Origin of the sequence: Pseudobutyrivibrio ruminis HUN009 (assembly GCF_000703005.1) — a bacterium.
GTDB classification, from domain to species: domain Bacteria; phylum Bacillota; class Clostridia; order Lachnospirales; family Lachnospiraceae; genus Pseudobutyrivibrio; species Pseudobutyrivibrio ruminis_A.
This window is the reverse complement of the sequence record NZ_JNLH01000001.1, coordinates 553,991-572,156: the sequence shown is the minus strand read 5'-3', so window position 1 is coordinate 572,156 and position 18,166 is coordinate 553,991. Positions and strand designations below refer to the sequence as shown.

14 protein-coding genes are annotated in these 18,166 nt (G+C 34.7%); all 14 read left to right on the top strand.

All coding sequences use genetic code 11. The features are described from left to right. Positions 1–37 precede the first annotated feature (37 nt). The 14 genes from BO15_RS12995 to BO15_RS0102485 all read left to right on the top strand — a co-directional run bounded on the left by BO15_RS12995 (position 38) and on the right by BO15_RS0102485 (position 18,165). Positions 38–1,240, top strand: a complete 1,203-nt coding sequence (locus tag BO15_RS12995) for a glycosyltransferase 87 family protein (protein ID WP_052169730.1) — start codon at positions 38–40, stop codon at positions 1,238–1,240. Then, complete coding sequence (locus BO15_RS0102545) at positions 1,218–2,678, top strand: DUF6056 family protein (RefSeq protein ID WP_033152066.1); 1,461 nt, start codon at positions 1,218–1,220, stop codon at positions 2,676–2,678. Before BO15_RS12995 ends, BO15_RS0102545 begins: the two co-directional genes overlap by 23 nt. A 67-nt stretch (positions 2,679–2,745) precedes the next feature. Continuing rightward, complete coding sequence (locus BO15_RS0102540) at positions 2,746–4,176, top strand: hypothetical protein (RefSeq protein WP_033152065.1); 1,431 nt, start codon at positions 2,746–2,748, stop codon at positions 4,174–4,176. A 12-nt stretch (positions 4,177–4,188) separates the two neighbouring features. Beyond that, positions 4,189–5,118, top strand: a complete 930-nt coding sequence (locus BO15_RS0102535; protein WP_052169729.1) for a glycosyltransferase family 2 protein — start codon at positions 4,189–4,191, stop codon at positions 5,116–5,118. 3 nt (positions 5,119–5,121) lie between these two features. Next, complete coding sequence (locus BO15_RS0102530; RefSeq protein ID WP_033152063.1) at positions 5,122–6,795, top strand: hypothetical protein; 1,674 nt, start codon at positions 5,122–5,124, stop codon at positions 6,793–6,795. A gap of 14 nt (positions 6,796–6,809) precedes the next feature. Further along, the gene (gene rffA, locus BO15_RS0102525) at positions 6,810–7,943 is read left to right on the top strand and encodes a dTDP-4-amino-4,6-dideoxygalactose transaminase (protein ID WP_033152062.1); all 1,134 of its coding nucleotides are present in this window, start codon (positions 6,810–6,812) and stop codon (positions 7,941–7,943) included. Continuing rightward, a complete protein-coding gene (locus BO15_RS0102520; RefSeq protein ID WP_033152061.1) occupies positions 7,933–8,472 on the top strand; it encodes a GNAT family N-acetyltransferase in 540 nt (179 codons plus the stop codon). The genes rffA and BO15_RS0102520 overlap by 11 nt, the downstream gene beginning before the upstream one ends. Next, entirely contained in the window at positions 8,465–9,694 is a 1,230-nt protein-coding gene (locus BO15_RS0102515) for a hypothetical protein (RefSeq protein WP_033152059.1), read from the top strand. The genes BO15_RS0102520 and BO15_RS0102515 overlap by 8 nt, the downstream gene beginning before the upstream one ends. After that, complete coding sequence (locus tag BO15_RS0102510; RefSeq protein WP_033152057.1) at positions 9,694–11,157, top strand: hypothetical protein; 1,464 nt, start codon at positions 9,694–9,696, stop codon at positions 11,155–11,157. The genes BO15_RS0102515 and BO15_RS0102510 overlap by 1 nt, the downstream gene beginning before the upstream one ends. 14 nt (positions 11,158–11,171) lie before the next feature. Further along, positions 11,172–12,122: a glycosyltransferase family 2 protein gene (locus BO15_RS0102505; protein ID WP_033152055.1), complete on the top strand. Its 951-nt coding sequence runs from the start codon at positions 11,172–11,174 to the stop codon at positions 12,120–12,122. Then, positions 12,122–13,597: a DUF6056 family protein gene (locus BO15_RS0102500; protein WP_033152053.1), complete on the top strand. Its 1,476-nt coding sequence runs from the start codon at positions 12,122–12,124 to the stop codon at positions 13,595–13,597. The genes BO15_RS0102505 and BO15_RS0102500 overlap by 1 nt, the downstream gene beginning before the upstream one ends. Before the next feature lie 8 nt (positions 13,598–13,605). Then, positions 13,606–15,141 (top strand): hypothetical protein, encoded by a 1,536-nt coding sequence (locus tag BO15_RS0102495; protein ID WP_033152051.1) that lies wholly within the window; start codon positions 13,606–13,608, stop codon positions 15,139–15,141. Between the two features lie 161 nt (positions 15,142–15,302). After that, a complete protein-coding gene (locus tag BO15_RS0102490) occupies positions 15,303–16,643 on the top strand; it encodes a hypothetical protein (protein ID WP_033152050.1) in 1,341 nt (446 codons plus the stop codon). A 142-nt stretch (positions 16,644–16,785) separates the two neighbouring features. Beyond that, a complete protein-coding gene (locus BO15_RS0102485; RefSeq protein ID WP_242843747.1) occupies positions 16,786–18,165 on the top strand; it encodes an MBOAT family O-acyltransferase in 1,380 nt (459 codons plus the stop codon). Position 18,166: the final 1 nt, after the last annotated feature.

Here is an 18,166-nt window from a genome sequence, read left to right as displayed (position 1 = left end):
AATTTGTATAGAAAAATATATGATTTGGAGATAGCGTATGATATTTAAATTCGAAGACAAAATTCTGAAATTTCTAAAAGAAAATATAGCGGTAGTGGCATTGTTTGCCGCTATTATTATCAATTTTATAATTCGTTATTCATTAAGGGATTTTACTAACTCTGATTTGAGTAACCCTCTTACTAGTTGGTATAACGAGTTGAAAGCAACGGGTGGGTTTGCTGGATTAGGACATCAGTTAAATGATTGTAGTTACAATTTACCTTATCTAACACTCATTGCTTTTTTTACGTATTTGCCGGTAAATCCAGCTGATGCATTTAAGGTTTCTAGTGGGATATTTGATTTTATTCAAGCGTTTGCAGTAGCATGGTTTGTTTTTGATATCACAAATAAGAATAGAAACAAAGCAATTCTTTCTTTTATAATTGCAATTTCTTCACCAATTGTATTACTCAATTCGGCTGGCTGGGGGCAGTGCGATTCAATCTATACTGCATTTGCAATATTTGCTTTAATCTATTTGAATAGAGAAAAGTTCCTCGTTTCTTTTATTTTATTAGGAATATCATTTGGTTTTAAATTACAGGCTATATTTGTACTACCATTTTTTGTTTATTATTATTTCACAAAAAGGAAGTTTTCTATTCTTTATTTTGGAATAATTCCTATAGTTATGGAAATCCTTAGTCTTCCAGCAGTTATTGCGGGGAGAGGATTTTTAGATGTATTTAGAATTTATCTCAGTCAGACAGATTGGTATCCTAAAATGTCTATGAATTATCCAACATTTTGGAATCTTCTTAATAATGAATATACTATCTCTAGCGCAGATACATATGTAATTATGAAAACAATGGCTGTTATGACTCCAATACTTATAATTGGATGTTTTATGTTCTCGTGGATTTATAACAATATTGAAATAAATACAACAAACATGATTTATATGACTTTTGTTTGTGTGATGACATGTGTAGAATTTCTCCCAGGAATGCATGAAAGATATGGATATACTGCTGAAATATTGCTTATAGTAATGATGTTTATTAGTTGGAAAGTGATTCCACTTGTTTTGGCGCAGTTATTAATATTGATTACAACATATGGAAACTTTTTGTTTGATCAATTGGTTAACTTTACAACAATGGCTTGGTTAAATGCAATTGTTTATTTTGCAACTATGATTTACATTACATATGAAATGGTGATAGTGAGTGAAAAAAAAGGTAAAAACTAGTTTTGAAAAATTAAAAATGGTAGTAGATATCAGGTTTTTGTTCTTGGTATTTTTATGTGCGCTTCCATTTGTTTGCACGATATTTTTTGCATTGCCAGTAAGTGATGATTTTGCCATGGCGAAAGATATAATCCCCAATGGAATATCTCTAGCAGAAATAATACAAAAAACCAATGAGCAATACATGAATTGGATGGGATTGTGGCCATTTTTCTTTCTAGAGTATTTGCTTAATCCACTTTATGTGCTTGGATATTATAAATATGCTACAGGAGTGTTTCTGATTAGCACATTTCTGTTGTTTATATATGTTCTCTACATTTATATAAAGAATATAATGGAACATATACTTAAAATAGAAAATGATAAAGCAATTAAAACAGTATACATATTGTTATTGATAGCGTTTTTCAATAGTGCAATATATGACGAAATATACTATTGGTTTGTGGGGAATGTGTATCTCTGGAATGTAATTTTTATGATGTGGAATCAAATCTTAATCATAAAGCTGTTTAAATCTGAAATGTCAAAGCCTCAATATATCATATTATGTTTTATTGGATTTATAGCTTGTTTTGCATTTCAATTGGATTTGTTTTCTGGAATAATATATTTGGTTGAAATTATAAAATATCTAAGGGAGCATGGAAAATTTGAAACTGGAAAATTATATCCTCTTTTATTTATGATTCTTGGGGGTGTGATTTCGGTTTTCGCTCCTGGAAATTTTGCTAGAAGCAAATCCTATACAACAGAGATTAAAGTGGGAGATGCTCTCATAAATGCACTTTCAAATAATGCACAATGCTTATTGAAATCAGTAGAGAATCCATATTTTATTATTATGCTATTTTGCTTTGTTGTTATAGGATACTTATATTTGAACAATAGCAATAGAGTATCGATAACTTTATTAATAGCAATGGCGCTTGTATCACTTTTTGGATTAACGTTTTCAGTTGCACTTGGATATTCTAATGCTGATATACCAAATAGAATACTTTTTATGATTAACTTTATCATATATATGTACTTAGGGCTGATATTTATCCAGATTGGTGCTAAGATTTCAGAAATGAATTTAATAGATACCAATGCCATAATAGCAATAGCGATTGTATTATGCATAAGTGCTTTATTCGGAGAGTTAGGAATCAATAATTATGGCACAATAAAAGCAGAAAAACGTCCTTGGTATGTTACCATTACTAGCATAGATAAAGTAAAAAAAGAATATGATTACAACATGTCCGTACTCCGTGCTTGTTATAACAAAGAAGACAAAAAGAATTTAGAAATATATTTTGATTATAATGCTTATGAAGAAACGCACATATTGAAAGGCATAGGGTTTGAAAGTCAAGAAGTAGTAGAAAATATTAGAATATGCTCAGGAAATGAAGAGATTAGTGTTATTGTCATACCAAAGCACTAGAAATGGAGTGAATAATTAGATGAATAGGCTTATAAATAAAAGAAATATAGTATTTGGAGTACTATACATGATGCTAGTATTTCCTTGCGTATATTCAATATATTATTCAGTCCCAGCTAGCGATGATTTTGCTATGGCACTAGGCAGAGACGCATATGCAAATGGAATTATAGAATTCTTTAATGCGATTCCTTTTTTCTTTATGAAACGCGGTGGGACAATGGTTGCTTTTGTTTTTGAGCTATTGTTAAACCCTTTAAATCTACACGTTCATTTAGGTCATGCATATGGTTTATATATGATTGCCGCTTTTCTATTATGTATGGCGGCTGTTTTATATGGAGTAAAGGCAGTCGTTGTTTATACAATTAGAAATCATAGTAATTTGGATTTAATTGCATCCGTTATTACTTTTCTTGTTGCAATTATGCTTATTGAAAACTATTACTATGTAGAGGCATACAGCTGGTTTGTTGGAATGGTTGCGTATCCTATGAATGTTGCTTTTATGTTTATTGCGGCAGCTTGCATCATTCGATTTGGAAATACAGGCGAAAAGAAATATTACATTTGGGCAATCATAACAGGAACTCTTGCTGCAAACACAACAGCGCTTGATATTCCTCTAGGAATTTTTTTCTTATATGTTGTTTCTATCAGGAAGGAATTTGATAAGCATTTCTCTCATAATGTGTTTAAGAAATATTTACCACTGATTTTTTACATTATTGCTGGCTTAATAGCAGTAGCAGCACCAGGGAATTTTGCTCGTCAGAGTCAGTATACGGAATCTGTTTCGGCTGGTAATTCAATAATACAAACAATTGCTGATGTAAAGTTTTTTGGAATGGCTATTATAACAGAACGCCCAGTTACAATAATTATTCTCGCTGTACTTATTATTGTGGGGGTTGCAATTAGTGCCGGCAAGAATATTAAACCAGGAAATATCATACTTTATGGACTTGCTTCAGTTTGTATTTGGTTAGGTTGCTTGCTTCCATATGTATATGGTCGCGGTATGACTCGTACATACCTTGATGTTCGTATGCAATATGTGTTTGATTTCTTATTTGAAATTACAATTTGCATTGGTGCGGTTATATTAGGTCAATGGATTGGTTACTTCGTAAAAACGAATTTTGAAAAGTTGGGCTATGTTGTAGCAGGTGGTGTAGCAGTGCTTGGTGCATGTGCTTTAATAATCACAGGAAGATACGCTACAACAGTTTCCTATGAAGTCTATGTAAAACGTGCTGAAATTGCAGCAAGCTATGATTTATGGAACGGTATTTTGCTTGAAATAGAGCAAAGTGATTCAGATGATGTAGTTGTTAATAGGGATTATAACATCCCTTGGAATAAATACTTTTTGTACTCTGGCATGGAGCCAGGTGAGGTATATGCAGTGGATTTAGATGCTTTCTATGATTCCCAGCAGATACTTCCAAATGTTTACTACAAAAAGAATTCAATTACAGTAAATTATCCAAGATAAGAGGAAATGGCGTTGAAAAAATTACTTTCAATCGTGGTGCCTTGTTTTAACGAAGAAGAGGCCACACCTATTTTTTACAAAACAATACATGAAATGGAGTCCGAACTTCCTTCTGTGGATTTGGAGTTTGTGTTTGTTGATGATGGTTCAAGAGACAATACTTTAAAGGTCCTAAAGGAATTACATCAGCAGGACGAAAGAGTTCACTACGTATCGTTCTCTAGAAATTTTGGCAAGGAGGCAGGCATTTATGCCGGTCTTGAAAAAGCAAAGGGTGATTATGTAGTAATCATGGATGTGGATTTGCAGGATCCACCATCAATGCTACCTCAGATGCTTTCGGAAATAGAAAGTGGCGAATATGAATGTGTATCAACTCGTCGCGTAGATAGAAAAGGGGAACCACCTATTCGTTCATGGTTTGCTCGTAAGTTCTACAAGATAATGAATAAAATCAGTAGTGCTGATATCGTAGATGGAGCTCGTGATTACCAGATGATGACTAGAAAGGTCGTCAATGCCATCCTTTCAATGGGAGAGTACAACCGCTTTAGTAAAGGAATCTTCGGTTGGGTTGGTTTCAAACGCAAATGGTTAGAGTTTGAAAATGTAGAGCGTGTAGCAGGAGAGACAAAATGGTCATTCTGGAAGCTTTTCATTTATGCCATCGATGGTATCGTCGCTTTCAGTACAGCGCCACTTACACTTGCATCAGTTTTTGGAAGCATCATGTGCTTGGTTGCATTCCTTTTCATTATTGTAATTATCGTTCGTACACTTATCTTTGGTGATCCAACAAGTGGCTGGCCATCAATGGTATGTATCATACTTTTGGTTTCAGGGATTCAGTTACTTTGCCTTGGCATTCAGGGCCAATACATGGCAAAGACATATCTTGAAACAAAGAAGCGCCCTATTTATTTGGTGCAGGAAGAGGAGTAAGTCATGGTACTTAAAAAAAATTGGCTTATTTCATTAATAGTGGTAGCTATATCGCTAGCGTTGCTATGGATAATATGCCCTGTATGCTTCCAAAATAATGATGACAAAGTTTTAATGTATCTAACAGCAGGCTATACCACTGGCACACCTGAAGCAGGCACCATATTCGGAAGCTTCTACTACTACGGCATAATTGCTTTGTTTTATAGATTGTATAATGGCATTGCATGGTACACAGTTTTCGAGCTTGCCATGGTTGCAATAAGCCTTTGGATCATTGCAGACAGCCTATTGGGCGGATGCAAAGCTACTACTAAGCAAAAGCTAATTGGTTTATTTACATTCATCATAATGTTTTTATTCTGCTTCATGCATTTTTCTACAGCATTGCAGTACACAGCTACAGCGGGGCTCGTGGCAGGTGCAGCAGCCAGCAGCTTAATTGCAAGCATGAAGTCGGAAAAGCTTATAAATGCTCAATTCGTAATTGCGATAATTATGCTGGTATTGGCATATGGCATCAGAAAGCAGTTTGGATTGGTTGGACTTGCAGCGGTACTTATTGTTTTGTTCTTTGAGTTTTTTGGAGAAAACAAAAAGCAGGTAATAAAGAAGACAGCAATAATTATCATTGCGATGGTTATAGCCTATGCAAGCAATGCAATTTATGAAAAGGCTACTGGCATTGCAGATTTCAATGAATATTACGCGCAGGCAGGAACTTGGATTGATTATCCTCATTTGCCATATGAAGAAGATGTAAATGGTGTTTATGAATCAGTGGGTTGGGATGAGACTCTTTACAATGCTGCCAGCAACTGGTTTTTCATGGATGAGAATCTCACCACAGAAAACTTCGAGACAATACTAAATGCTTATGAAGGCACAAGCCTTTCTACAAAGGATTATATAAAAAGAGCCTACAACCTCATCATGCCAAGCATGGTGGTGAATCTACAGGTTGTAATTTGGATAGCATTATTGATTTTTACAAACATCTTGTCCATCAAAAAGCTAATAGATAAAAAAGCAATACTCACTATAGATGCTTTATTTGGAATGTTTGCGCTGGTTTCAATATATTTCCTAATCCAGGCAAGATTTCCGATGAGAGCATATCAGGCTCTTGTGTTTATCTTCTTTATTCCATCAGTGGTAAAGATGATAAATGAGCTAGGCAAAATAGAAAACAAAAAGCCGCTAATTACAACCACATGCCTGATGGCTCTAATAATGATGGCAGGTTTTATATTAAAGCCTGACACTAATATGATTAAATATACATACACGGTTGCACATGATGTTTATCGAGATGCTGATATTGCTCAGTCAAATAGCCTTGAAAACTATGTGATAGAACATCCAGATAATATGTATATTTATGATTTATCACTGGCGTTGCCAGCGGATCCGTTCACCGTATATAAAAATGGTGTTCCAAAAAATATGGTATTTTGGGGCGGATGGGTGTACAATACACCAATGTATTGGAAACAAATTCATGCCAATGGTTTGGATACACTTTTCATTGATGATTTCTTCAATGGTCATGTGTATTTTTGTGGCACAGAGATTTCCAACACATTATGTGATTATATAAAAGTCAGAAACACTTCAGCGCAGGTAAAGGCTGATGATGAGTTTGACGGTATTATAGTTTATGATTTTTTTGAATAAAAAGGAGCAAAGAAATGATTCCATTTAACGTACCACCTTTCGTAGGAACAGAGACAAAATACATTAACGAAGCTATCGCACAGCACAAAATCTGCGGTGATGGTGAATTCACAAAGAAATGTAACAATTGGTTAGAATACAGAACAGGTGCCGCAAAGGTGCTTCTCACAACATCTTGCACACATGCTACAGAAATGGCTGCTCTCTTATGCGAGATTAAGCCAGGCGATGAAGTTATCATGCCTTCATTCACATTCGTATCAACAGCAGATGCTTTCGTTCTTCGTGGAGCAACTGTAGTATTCGTAGATATCCGTCCTGATACAATGAACATCGATGAGACAAAGATCGAGGCAGCTATCACAGACAAAACTGTAGCAATCGTTCCTGTTCACTATGCAGGTGTTGCTTGCGAGATGGACACAATCATGGACATTGCAAAGCGTCACAACCTCAAGGTTGTAGAGGATGCTGCACAGGGCGTTATGAGTAAATATCATGGCAAGGCCCTTGGTACAATCGGTGATTACGGTGCATTTTCTTTCCATGAGACAAAGAACTACTCAATGGGTGAAGGTGGAGCTCTTCTTATCAATGATCCAGCAAATGCTGAAATGGCTGAAATTATCCGTGAAAAGGGTACAAACCGTGCTAAGTTCTTCCGTGGACAGATTGATAAGTACACATGGGTTGAGGCTGGTTCTTCATACCTTCCATCAGAGCTTAATGCTGCATATCTCTATGGTCAGCTTGAAAAAGCAGACGAGATTTTTGATGACAGAATGAATTCTTGGAATAAGTATTATGATGCATTCAAGGAGCTTGCAGATGCAGGTAAGGTAGAGCTTCCTACTATTCCAGAAGGATGCGAGCACAATGCTCACATGTTCTACCTCAAGTGCAAGGATCTTGAAGAGCGTACAGAGCTTATCAACTACGCTAAGTCAAATGAAGTACTTATGGTATTCCATTACATCCCACTTCACTCAGCACCAGCTGGTAAGAAGTATGGTCGTTTTGATGGCGAGGATGTATACACAACAAAAGAGAGCGAGAGACTTGTACGTCTTCCTCTTTACTATGGTCTTACAGATGAGGATCATGCAAAGGTAGTTAAGGTTGTAAAGGATTTCTATAATGGACGCTAGTTTAAAAATTGAGGGTGAGAAGATTTTTCTCACCCCAATGTCTTTAGAAGATGCAGAAATATTTGTCAAATGGCGAAATAGTGATTTTGTAATGTCGAGATTTTTACTAAGAGAACCATTCACTGTTGAAGGCCAGAAAAATTGGATAAAAAATAAAGTGCTAACAGATGATATAGCCCAATTTGTAGTGTGGGATAAGGCTGATAATGTTAGAATCGGTAGTACATATTTAATACACCTTGATAAGGATAATAAAAAATGCGAGTATGGAATATTGCTTGGTGAAGAGAAATATTCTGGAGGTGGTCGTGGCTCTGAAGCACTAAAACTGACTCTGGATTATGGATTCGATTATCTAGGTATGTACAAAATATACGGTAGAATATTGGCTGACAATATAGCTTCTTTCAAGGCTGCACAAAAAGCTGGGATGTCTATGGAAGGAATAGCACAAGCTGATGTATGGATTGATGGAAAACCAAATGATGTGATTTTTGTATCAAAGATTAGACGGGGAGCAAATGAGTAAGAAAGTAATTAAAATAATAGATTATATATTGTTTTTTATCTTGTTATATATTTCTTCAAAAGCGATGTTCCATCTGTTTCTTAATCAGGCAATCACAGTAGATGGGACATTCTTTTCTGATATAAAGGCATATGTGCAAGAAGTTCTTGGGACAAATGAATTGTACGATTTCCCTTACAGAATAATGTTTAAAACTGCTAGCTTTCTTATGAAATTTTGTGGATATGCAGAATTGGCTATGGCATACACAATAACATTTTATAATGTGTTGGCGATATTCATAACCAAAATATTTATTACAGTTGTCACCAAGGATAGAATAATATCAACATTGGCAACGTATGCATTGTTTTTTTCTTCCATGATTTATGCCGATTGGATTTCATTGAAAGTAACAGGTTATTATTATCTAGGTGTTTTTACTCCTAATCCTTGGCACAATGGAACATATATGGCTGCAAGGCCATTTATGATTTTGGCGTTTATTTTGGGCATGTTAACAGTAGCAAGATATGAAGAGGATTTTAAAGCAAAACCACGCGTTAAGGTGCTGTTTTTGTATATAGCTTATGCTATTTCTCTCTTGTTAGTTACTGAAACAAAGCCTAGCTATACTATAATTCACTTGTTTACATTGGCAATTATAATGCTATATAGATTTATAAAAGCAAAGTTTGGAAATTTTAAACAATCATTTCTATATGCATTGTGTTATGTGCCTACTTTGATTGGTCTTTTATCCCAGTATTCTGGAGTGTTCCAAGGAAAATCAGCTAGAGGAGAAGATAATGGACTAGGAATAGAATTGTTTAGGGTATGGAAACTATACACAACAAACCTTCCTGTTTCGATGCTTCTTGCCACAGCTTTTCCGTTTGTTGTTTTGATTATTCATTTTAAACTTTTGAAAAACGATTCTGGCTTTAGATTTGCTTGGCAAATATATTTATCAGGATTAATAACATCCATTGTTTTTTATGAAAAAGGTTTTAGAGAAGGTCACTTTAATTTTGCGTGGGGATACATGTGTGGACTTTTCATAGTATTCATGTATTCGTTTATAGTATGGATAAAAGACGTAAAATCGATACAAATAAAAGATAAAACCCAGATGATTAAGGCCACAGGGATTATTGTTTTGGAAGCAATTCCTATGATTGCGCATATTGTGCTTGGATTGAAATATTTTGTTTTCCTTAGCAAAGGCGGATTATACTATTAATGTTAAAAAATATATTTTCTGATAAAAAGAATACTACAATATTTGCTATTGCCGCATTGACAACACTTGTTTCAATGATTGTTTATATGCTGGCACAAGGGCTTTGGTTCAACAAACTATCCATATCATGCTCTATGTGGAATGATGAAATGTTTTATTATAAACAGATAGAAGGCATGGTGGATTATGGAAGCCCTCAAGGCGTGTTTGGTTATACAGAAAGCCATGCAATAAGAGGCACTTATGGCGCTTGGGGGCCAGTGATTCTTATGCCGTTTGTTATATTTGGCAAGGTCTTTGGATGGAATCTTGCTTCACCAATAATATTTAATGCTTTGATTATGACAATAGCCTTTATCTGCTATTATTTTTTATTAAAGCCAACTATTGAGCAGCAAATATTCACATCCTTAATTTTTATATCATATGGTATAAGCACCAGATACATTTTTTCCGGAACACCTGAAATAATGGTTACAGCTTTAGGCTTAATATATTGCTTATTGGTGTACAAAGTGATAAAGGAAGAAGATTCCATTGGAATGCGAATTGCTAGCTATGTAATAATAGCCTATCTGACTAGTGCAAAGGGTTTTTTTGCAAGTTTAAGCTTGCTCATGATGGTGGCATTATTAAAAAGACGCAAATATGTGGAACTGATTATTCAAGTTATTATAATCCTCACTACAATGTTTGCATTTCTTTACATAAGCAAATATTATGCTGCTCCATACTTTTTCACACTTATAGATATGGAGGCTTTAAAAAATCCGTCAGCAGTAATAGATTTATTCAAATCAAGCGCAGAGGAATCCTTTGGATACATGAAAGAAGCATTGCTTCTTAGGTCTTCAATGAGAGGGTCATGGTATCTATTGTTTTTCGTTCTGGGAATTTTGTTGATAAAAGATTTGATTACAAAAAGAAATCTGTATAGACTTGCAGCTGTTATTGTGTGGCTTTCTCTTATAGTAGCTATGTGGGTTTTGTATGATGCGACAGAGGGTTGTAGACATTTAATGAACTTCACTATCATAGGGTTTCTGATGGTGGCCCATGATTATAAAAGTAAGATTATTAAAGTAGCAATAATTGCGGTAGCTTTGTACTGTTGTTGGCTTACAACAGATACATACTATACTGGTTTGCCAGAAAAGGACGAGGCACTGTATAACGCGATTCAAGACCAGTCTTTGGAAGAAGTAATGCCTATCACGGATGACGAATGGGACAATACTGTTGTATGGACACTGACATCATCGTTCAATGAACTATATGCACTACCAAGTGGGTTTGGAATAAGTTGTTGTTTTGAGGATTATCCACTTTACTATATACAAAATGTTCAATCTAAATATGTGACAACTTGTATAGATGGAGATGTAGATAAACTCTTAAGTGCCTATGGCTGTCAGGTGGTGGCTGAGTATGGTCAAATAAAAATATACAAAATAAGAGAATAGAAACGGAATAAGAAATGAAAATATCATTCGTAATACCATGTTATGGTTCAGAAAACACACTAACAATTGTAGTGGGTGAAATCAAAGAAAAAATGAAGTTAATGACACAATATGAATATGAAATCATATTGGTTAATGATTGCTCGCCTGATGGAACTCTTTCTGTCATAAGAAAACTTTGCAGAGAAAATGATAATATTATAGGAATAAGCCATGCGAAAAACTTCGGACAGCATGCAGCATTGATGGCTGGTTTTAATTTTGTGTCTGGAGATGTGGTGGTTTGTTTAGATGATGATGGTCAAACACCAGCTTCTGAGGTGGATAAACTTCTGGCTAAAATTGAAGAAGGCTATGATGTTGTTTATGCTGAATATGATAACAAACAGCATTCAGGGTTCAGAAATTGGGGAAGCCATGTGAATAAAAAGATGACAGAGGTTATGCTTAATAAACCTAAAGAGCTGTATGTGTCTAGCTATTTTGCTGCAAAAAGATACATAATTGATGAAATTCTTAAATATAAAGGCGCATATCCATACGTTATAGGATTGGTTCTTAGAACAACAAAGAGCATATGCAATGTGCCAGTTAATCATAGAAAGCGCTTAGAAGGTGAGTCAGGATATACTCTCAAGAAGCTATTAGGCTTGTGGATGAATGGTTTTACTTCATTTTCTATTATACCCTTAAGAATAGCTTCCTATAGCGGCTCACTAATAGCTTTCTTAGGATTCATATATGCAATTTATGTAATTGTACGAAAGATTGTTGATCCAACCAGAATGTTAGGTTGGAGTTCTACTATATCAGTAATTCTGATTTTGGGAGGCTTAATCCTATTGGTGTTAGGCTTGATTGGAGAGTATGTAGGAAGAATATTTATTAGTATAAATAATTCACCACAATATGTTATCAAGGAAGTCATCAACTATGATGGACTAGGCAATTCGGAGAAGCAGTAATGACAAAAAAAATAAAGCTTTACCATATATTTTTATTAATTGGATATTGTTTGGTGTTTATACCATTCATATATTCTATATTCTATTCAATGCCAGCAAATGACGATTTCGCATGGGCTATTGAGTGGTGGTCTAAAAATCGTGTTGTAGAAATGTTTCATAGAATCAATTGGAATTACAATAATTCATTTGGTAACTCTGGAATATTCGCAATAGCCATACAGATATTGTTTAATCCATTATACTTATTTAATAATGTGGGACATAGTTTTGGAATATGCATGATAATAGCCAATGTTGTTATTATGATTGGAATACTATGGGCAGTAAGAACTATATTTAAGTACATGTTTCAAATAGAAAATCAGTTAGTATTAGATGTCATCACATTTCTGGTAGCTTTGTTAGTTACAACAAGCTATTACTACAGTGATGTGTATAATTGGTGGTCTGGAACGCCAGGGTATTCGGGAATGATGATGATGTGTATGATAACATGTGCTTCAATTCTTAGATATTTGGCTGATACATCAAATAAAAAAAGATATATATGCATGATAATAGTAGGCATGATTACATGTACAAGTATGATGTATTGTGTTGCAATTGGTACTTTTTATGTATTGTTTGTTTTTATTGAAAATTTCAAAAACAGAGATTCTTTCAAGAAAAAAGCTTTGCCTTTAATTCTTTATATTGTATCAGGTGTGCTTATGGTTATTGCACCTGGAAATTATACCAGAATGTCCAATGAAAATAGCACAGGGTATAGTATTGTTGATGCTGTATCTGTTACGGGACACAGGATTATTTCAAGATTTACCACTACGATACAAACTAAACCATGGGTGCTTGCTATAGTGCTTTTGATAGCACTTATAGGTTTATGTCAAAATTCAAAAAAAAGGCAGAATCTCATAATTATTACTTTAGGCACAATATGCTTATTTGTTTCTGCATTTAGTGGTCTACTTCTTTATGTGTATGGTTCGGCAAAGACTATTGATTCTGAATTTACACCAAGAGTTTATTATGTAGAAGATTATATGATGTTTATAGGCTTTGCTGTCATTGCGTATGGAATTGGTGTATTCATAGCTCAATGTGTAAAACAAGAAATTGCATTTAGATATGCAATAGTTGTTGGCCTTATAATAGCAAGCGTTGGTTGTTTAAACACATACAAGGGAGAAACGTATAAACAGCTCATCCAATATGATATACATGAGAAGGCGCTTCTCATCAAGGTGAGTTGGTATTTTTGGGATGATATATTGAACGAAGTAATTACTGCAGAAGATGGTGCTGATGTTGTAATCGATAGAGAGAATGTTGATTGGTGTCAGTACTCTTATTATGTCAGCTTGGACGATATTCCACGAGAAACGCTTGGCGAAGATGCTAAATATGGTAACTGTAACCAGTGTGCATCAAAATACTACGGAGTGGATTCAATAATAGTTAATCTATATTAGAGGTGGAGATGAAAGAAAAAATACATGCTATAGCTCCATGGCTATTTTCATTAGCGGGAATAATATACGATATTGCTTTTTTTCTAAATCATGGTAGAGCGATGCTTGATTCAGATATGGCTGCAGAAATGGTGCTTGCTGATTTGATGAATCAAGAACATGCTCTAATTACCAAAAACTGGATATACTCGACTGAAATAAAGGCTGCAGGCATGCAATGGTTTTATTGCATAGGTCTGTGGCTTTCTCAGGATAATTGGCTAGTTGCAAGAACCATAGGCGCGGCTATGGCACTGGTTCTGTATTTGCTTAGTTGGTTGTATTTGGCACATGCTCTTGAATTAAAAAATGGTGGCAAATGGATTATAGCAATATTGAGTTGGCCTTTTGGTTTTTGGTATTTCTTTGATGTGATTTGGGGAGCCTATTATATTCCTCATTCGATGTTTATTGTTTTGTCTTTTGGATTGATGCTTACGCTCGCAAAAGACCTCAAAAAGTATTTTGCGTGGGTGCTGCTTGCGTTGTTTAGTGTACTGGCTGGATTAAATGGTATGAGAATGCTTGTGCTGTTTTATTTTCCTGTCGTATTTGCATCATTGTGCATCCTATATATGTCATTCAGGAAGGAGTCTAAATCTGGATTTTTTAATAAGAATGATTTGAAACACAAGTTTGCACTGGCAGCTTTTGCAGGGATGTTTTTTAACTTAATAGGATACGGAATCAATTTAGTATTTTTTGTTAATAAATACCATTTTGTAAATCAGGAAGGCATGGTATGGGGCAAAGGATCTGGCTCATGGCTTGAAACATTCAAATGGTATTTTGATAGCTTTGGACTGACAGATTTTGCCACAAAGAAGTTCTTTTCATTAAGTGGCATAGGTGCAGGTTGTGGCTTGGCTCTGGGGATTTTAGTCTTTATTTCTGTAATTCGATTGATTGTGAACTACAAGAAATTAAGTGAGCTATGTCAAATATATGTTGCATCATTATTAGGCATATTTTTTGTGGTAGGGATGGTGTTTACATATGTTTGGGGCGAAGAACAATACTGGTTACCCATTGTGCAATTTGGCGTTGGTGCTTTAATTATAGAAATCAAAACAGATCCTATATTAAAGGTATTTGAAAGAGTTGCTTTACATTATGCTGTGGTGTTATTTGCTATAATTTCAGCAATAGGAATTGTCAAAGCAAATATATCTCAGCCACTCAGGGCTAATATAGATTTTGAGCCAGTTATCAGCTTTTTAGAGGAATCTGGCTATACTCAAGGTGTGGCTTCATTTTGGCGAAGCCAAGTGGTTACTGAGCTCACAAATGGAGATATAGAAATGTGGACTATGAATGATGAGTTTGATTCTACATTTTTGTGGCTTCAACACAACTCGCATAGAGATATACCTACAGGAGATTTTTTTGCTATATATACAGTAGACGATGAAGACGCTATTAAAACATTTAGTGAAACATTTGATTTAGAAGGCAAAAAAGTATATGGGGATGATAGATACCAAGTGTATCTATATGAGAATTAATGGGATGAAAAGGGATTTAGGGAGATATATGAATAATAGCACAATGAAGGATATTTGAAAGAAGGACAGAAGTTTTGAAGAAGATAATGAAATTATTACTTAAGTGTGCGCTTGTATCGGTACCCATATGGGGCTTATCTATATGCTTATGCTTAGGTAAAATGCATTATAGTAACGAGGATTTTGCATATACATTTTGGAACAAGATTTTTACAGAAACAAAACAAGATAAGGATTACAAATATATAGTTATAGGGGATTCCTCTTGTAATTCGGCCTACATGCCAGAAGTTATATCTGATTCCATGGTGAACCTTTCAATAGGTGGTTCATCTACAGTAGAAGGGTATTATGTTTTAAAAGATTATTTAAATAATAATGCTTTGCCAACAGATGTATTTTTGTCGTATCATGATTCTCATTTTAAATATACGGAAGCATATTGGGATAAAATCGTACCGGCTCATAGATTTAGTCTATTAGACAATTTGGAAATAATAAATAATGCACGCATATTGGAAGATGATACAGGGTTATTTTACGCAGATTTTGGGTCATACGCAGATGCTGTTGCATGTCAAATATATTTTCCTAGTAAATATATAACAGCGCTTTTGAATTCTACAGAAGAAGACAGGTATACAACTAATTTAGCTGCATTTGAAAAAGTGCAGTTGCATAAGGGAAGGTATACTACCATTGGTAATGCTCAGTTTGTGACAACCCAATACAGACCATATACAGAGTTTCCAGTTAAACCACTTTATGATTATTATTTTAAGAAAACAGTGGAACTTTGTGTGGAAAACAATATAGCTGTTCACATTATCAAACCACCGATGCCTGATAACTCTCAAATGACAGAAGAATACATAAATCAGGTTAATGAATACTATAATTATTATGTGCAAAACTATCCCAATGTGACATTTAACTGGGATGAAGAACAGCGAATGTATACAGCCAATGATTTTGCGGACGAAATACACTTGAATAATGATGGTGCATTACGGTTCAGCACATATGTTAAAGAAGAATTTGCAGATATATTTGCAGATGAAACTAAATATACCTCATCTCAAATGCTTGGAATAGATGACAGTATCGCAATGGAAAATGTTCCAGAAGATTTGTTTTACTTTATGGGAGATAGAAACTATACAATACTTGTATACGACCAGTCAGGTTATATTAATAAGTTTGAAGAAGAGTATGCAGAACCTAATGGTTTCACTATTTCTCAGATGGATGACAATGAGTTAAATAATCATGACAATAATATTTATTATTGTAAGGGAAATAATGTTGAGCTTGAGAATTATGAGATAAGTGATGATGAAGAAAGAATAGTTATTACTGTAGATGGGAAAGAAACTAGTTGGGTGTTTAATGATGAAGCATCGATAAGTATGCTTATCATAGATAATGTTAACGATGAAGTTGTAGCTATCAAAAATTTACAGTACACGGAAGGTTATGGATTTTCGCGTTACTTGCTTTAAATAATATTTGAAAGAGAGAAAATAAATGCTATTTAATTCAACAGAATTTTTATTGTTTTTTCCGATAGCAGTGCTTTTATATTTTATTTTTCCAAAGAAAATCAGAAATTATTGGCTGTTAATCTGTAGTTATTTTTACTACATGTGTTGGAATCCAAAGTATATAGTGCTTTTAGTGGCATCCACAGTTGTTACATACCTTAGTGGTCTTGTAATGGAATTGGCAAAAAACTCAGGCAAGGCCGAAGCACAAATCACTAGAATAAAAAACTGGACTGTAGCTGCTAGCTTTGTTTTGAACATTGGATTGCTCTTTTATTTCAAATATATCAATTTTGCCATGGATACAATCACAAGAATCATGGCAAAGCTTGGCATTACGGTAACAGCGCCAGTATTTGATGTAGTACTTCCAGTAGGTGTTTCATTCTATATTTTCCAGGCTCTTAGCTACACAATGGATGTATATCGCGATGAAATATATGCCGAGAAAAACTTCTTCAGATATGCTTTGTTCGTATCCTTCTTCCCACAGCTTGTGGCAGGTCCAATTGAGCGTTCAAAGAATCTGTTAAAGCAGCTTGCTACACCAGGTGAGTTCAACTATGACAATGTACAAAGCGGTCTTCTCACCATGATGTGGGGCTACTTCTTAAAGATGGTAATTGCCGATAGATGTGCAATTTTAGTAGATACAGTGTATAATAACGTGTCTGGCTATTTTGGATATCAGCTTGTGCTTGCAAGTGTATTGTTTGCGCTTCAGATATATTGTGATTTCATGAGCTATTCTACAATAGCTATTGGAGCAGCTAGAGTGCTTGGATATGACCTTATGGAAAACTTTCATTTGCCGTATTTTGCCACATCTATAAAGGATTTTTGGCGCAGATGGCACATATCACTTAGCACATGGCTTAGGGACTATTTATATATTCCATTGGGCGGCAATCGCAAAGGCAGAATCAGAAAGTATTTCAACATTATGGTTACTTTCTTTGTCAGCGGATTATGGCATGGTGCAGCATTTACTTATATTTTCTGGGGTGTGCTTCACGGCATCTATCAGATTATAGAGGATGTATTAAAACCATTCACAGACAAGCTTTTAGAAAAGACAAAGATTGACCCAGATAATAAATTACTATATGTTTGTAAGATTGTTGTAACCTTTATTTTTGTAGATATAGCATGGGTATTCTTTAGAGCAAACAGCATAGGAGATGCGTTTACTGTTTTAAAGAATTCTTTATATACAGCAAATCTTGCTACTATAAAGGTTGATCTTTGGGCGCTTGGTCTTGATATGAGAAATATGGGAATGCTAATGGTAGGTACCTTAGTTCTTTTCATTTCAAGCGTAATGAGAGCAAATGGAAATCAGGGCAACAAGACACTTCTTGTTGAATGGATTTCAAGAAGAAACTTTATTATTAGATACGCTCTTTATTGGAGCTGTATGCTTATGATTATCTTTTCGATGGATATTACAGGGCAGGAGTTTATTTATTTCCAGTTTTAGG

Bases quoted from the DNA above. Each gene is read 5' to 3' on its own strand.
- BO15_RS0102510 (WP_033152057.1), top strand. From the start codon at position 9,694: ATGTTAAAAAATATATTTTCTGATAAAAAGAATACTACAATATTTGCT.
- BO15_RS0102485 (WP_242843747.1), top strand. From the start codon at position 16,786: ATGTGTTGGAATCCAAAGTATATAGTGCTTTTAGTGGCATCCACAGTT.
- BO15_RS0102530 (WP_033152063.1), top strand. From the start codon at position 5,122: ATGGTACTTAAAAAAAATTGGCTTATTTCATTAATAGTGGTAGCTATA.
- BO15_RS0102490 (WP_033152050.1), top strand. From the start codon at position 15,303: ATGCATTATAGTAACGAGGATTTTGCATATACATTTTGGAACAAGATT.
- BO15_RS0102540 (WP_033152065.1), top strand. From the start codon at position 2,746: ATGATGCTAGTATTTCCTTGCGTATATTCAATATATTATTCAGTCCCA.
- BO15_RS12995 (WP_052169730.1), top strand. From the start codon at position 38: ATGATATTTAAATTCGAAGACAAAATTCTGAAATTTCTAAAAGAAAAT.
- BO15_RS0102500 (WP_033152053.1), top strand. From the start codon at position 12,122: ATGACAAAAAAAATAAAGCTTTACCATATATTTTTATTAATTGGATAT.
- BO15_RS0102520 (WP_033152061.1), top strand. From the start codon at position 7,933: ATGGACGCTAGTTTAAAAATTGAGGGTGAGAAGATTTTTCTCACCCCA.
- BO15_RS0102505 (WP_033152055.1), top strand. From the start codon at position 11,172: ATGAAAATATCATTCGTAATACCATGTTATGGTTCAGAAAACACACTA.
- BO15_RS0102515 (WP_033152059.1), top strand. From the start codon at position 8,465: ATGAGTAAGAAAGTAATTAAAATAATAGATTATATATTGTTTTTTATC.
- BO15_RS0102495 (WP_033152051.1), top strand. From the start codon at position 13,606: ATGAAAGAAAAAATACATGCTATAGCTCCATGGCTATTTTCATTAGCG.
- rffA (WP_033152062.1), top strand. From the start codon at position 6,810: ATGATTCCATTTAACGTACCACCTTTCGTAGGAACAGAGACAAAATAC.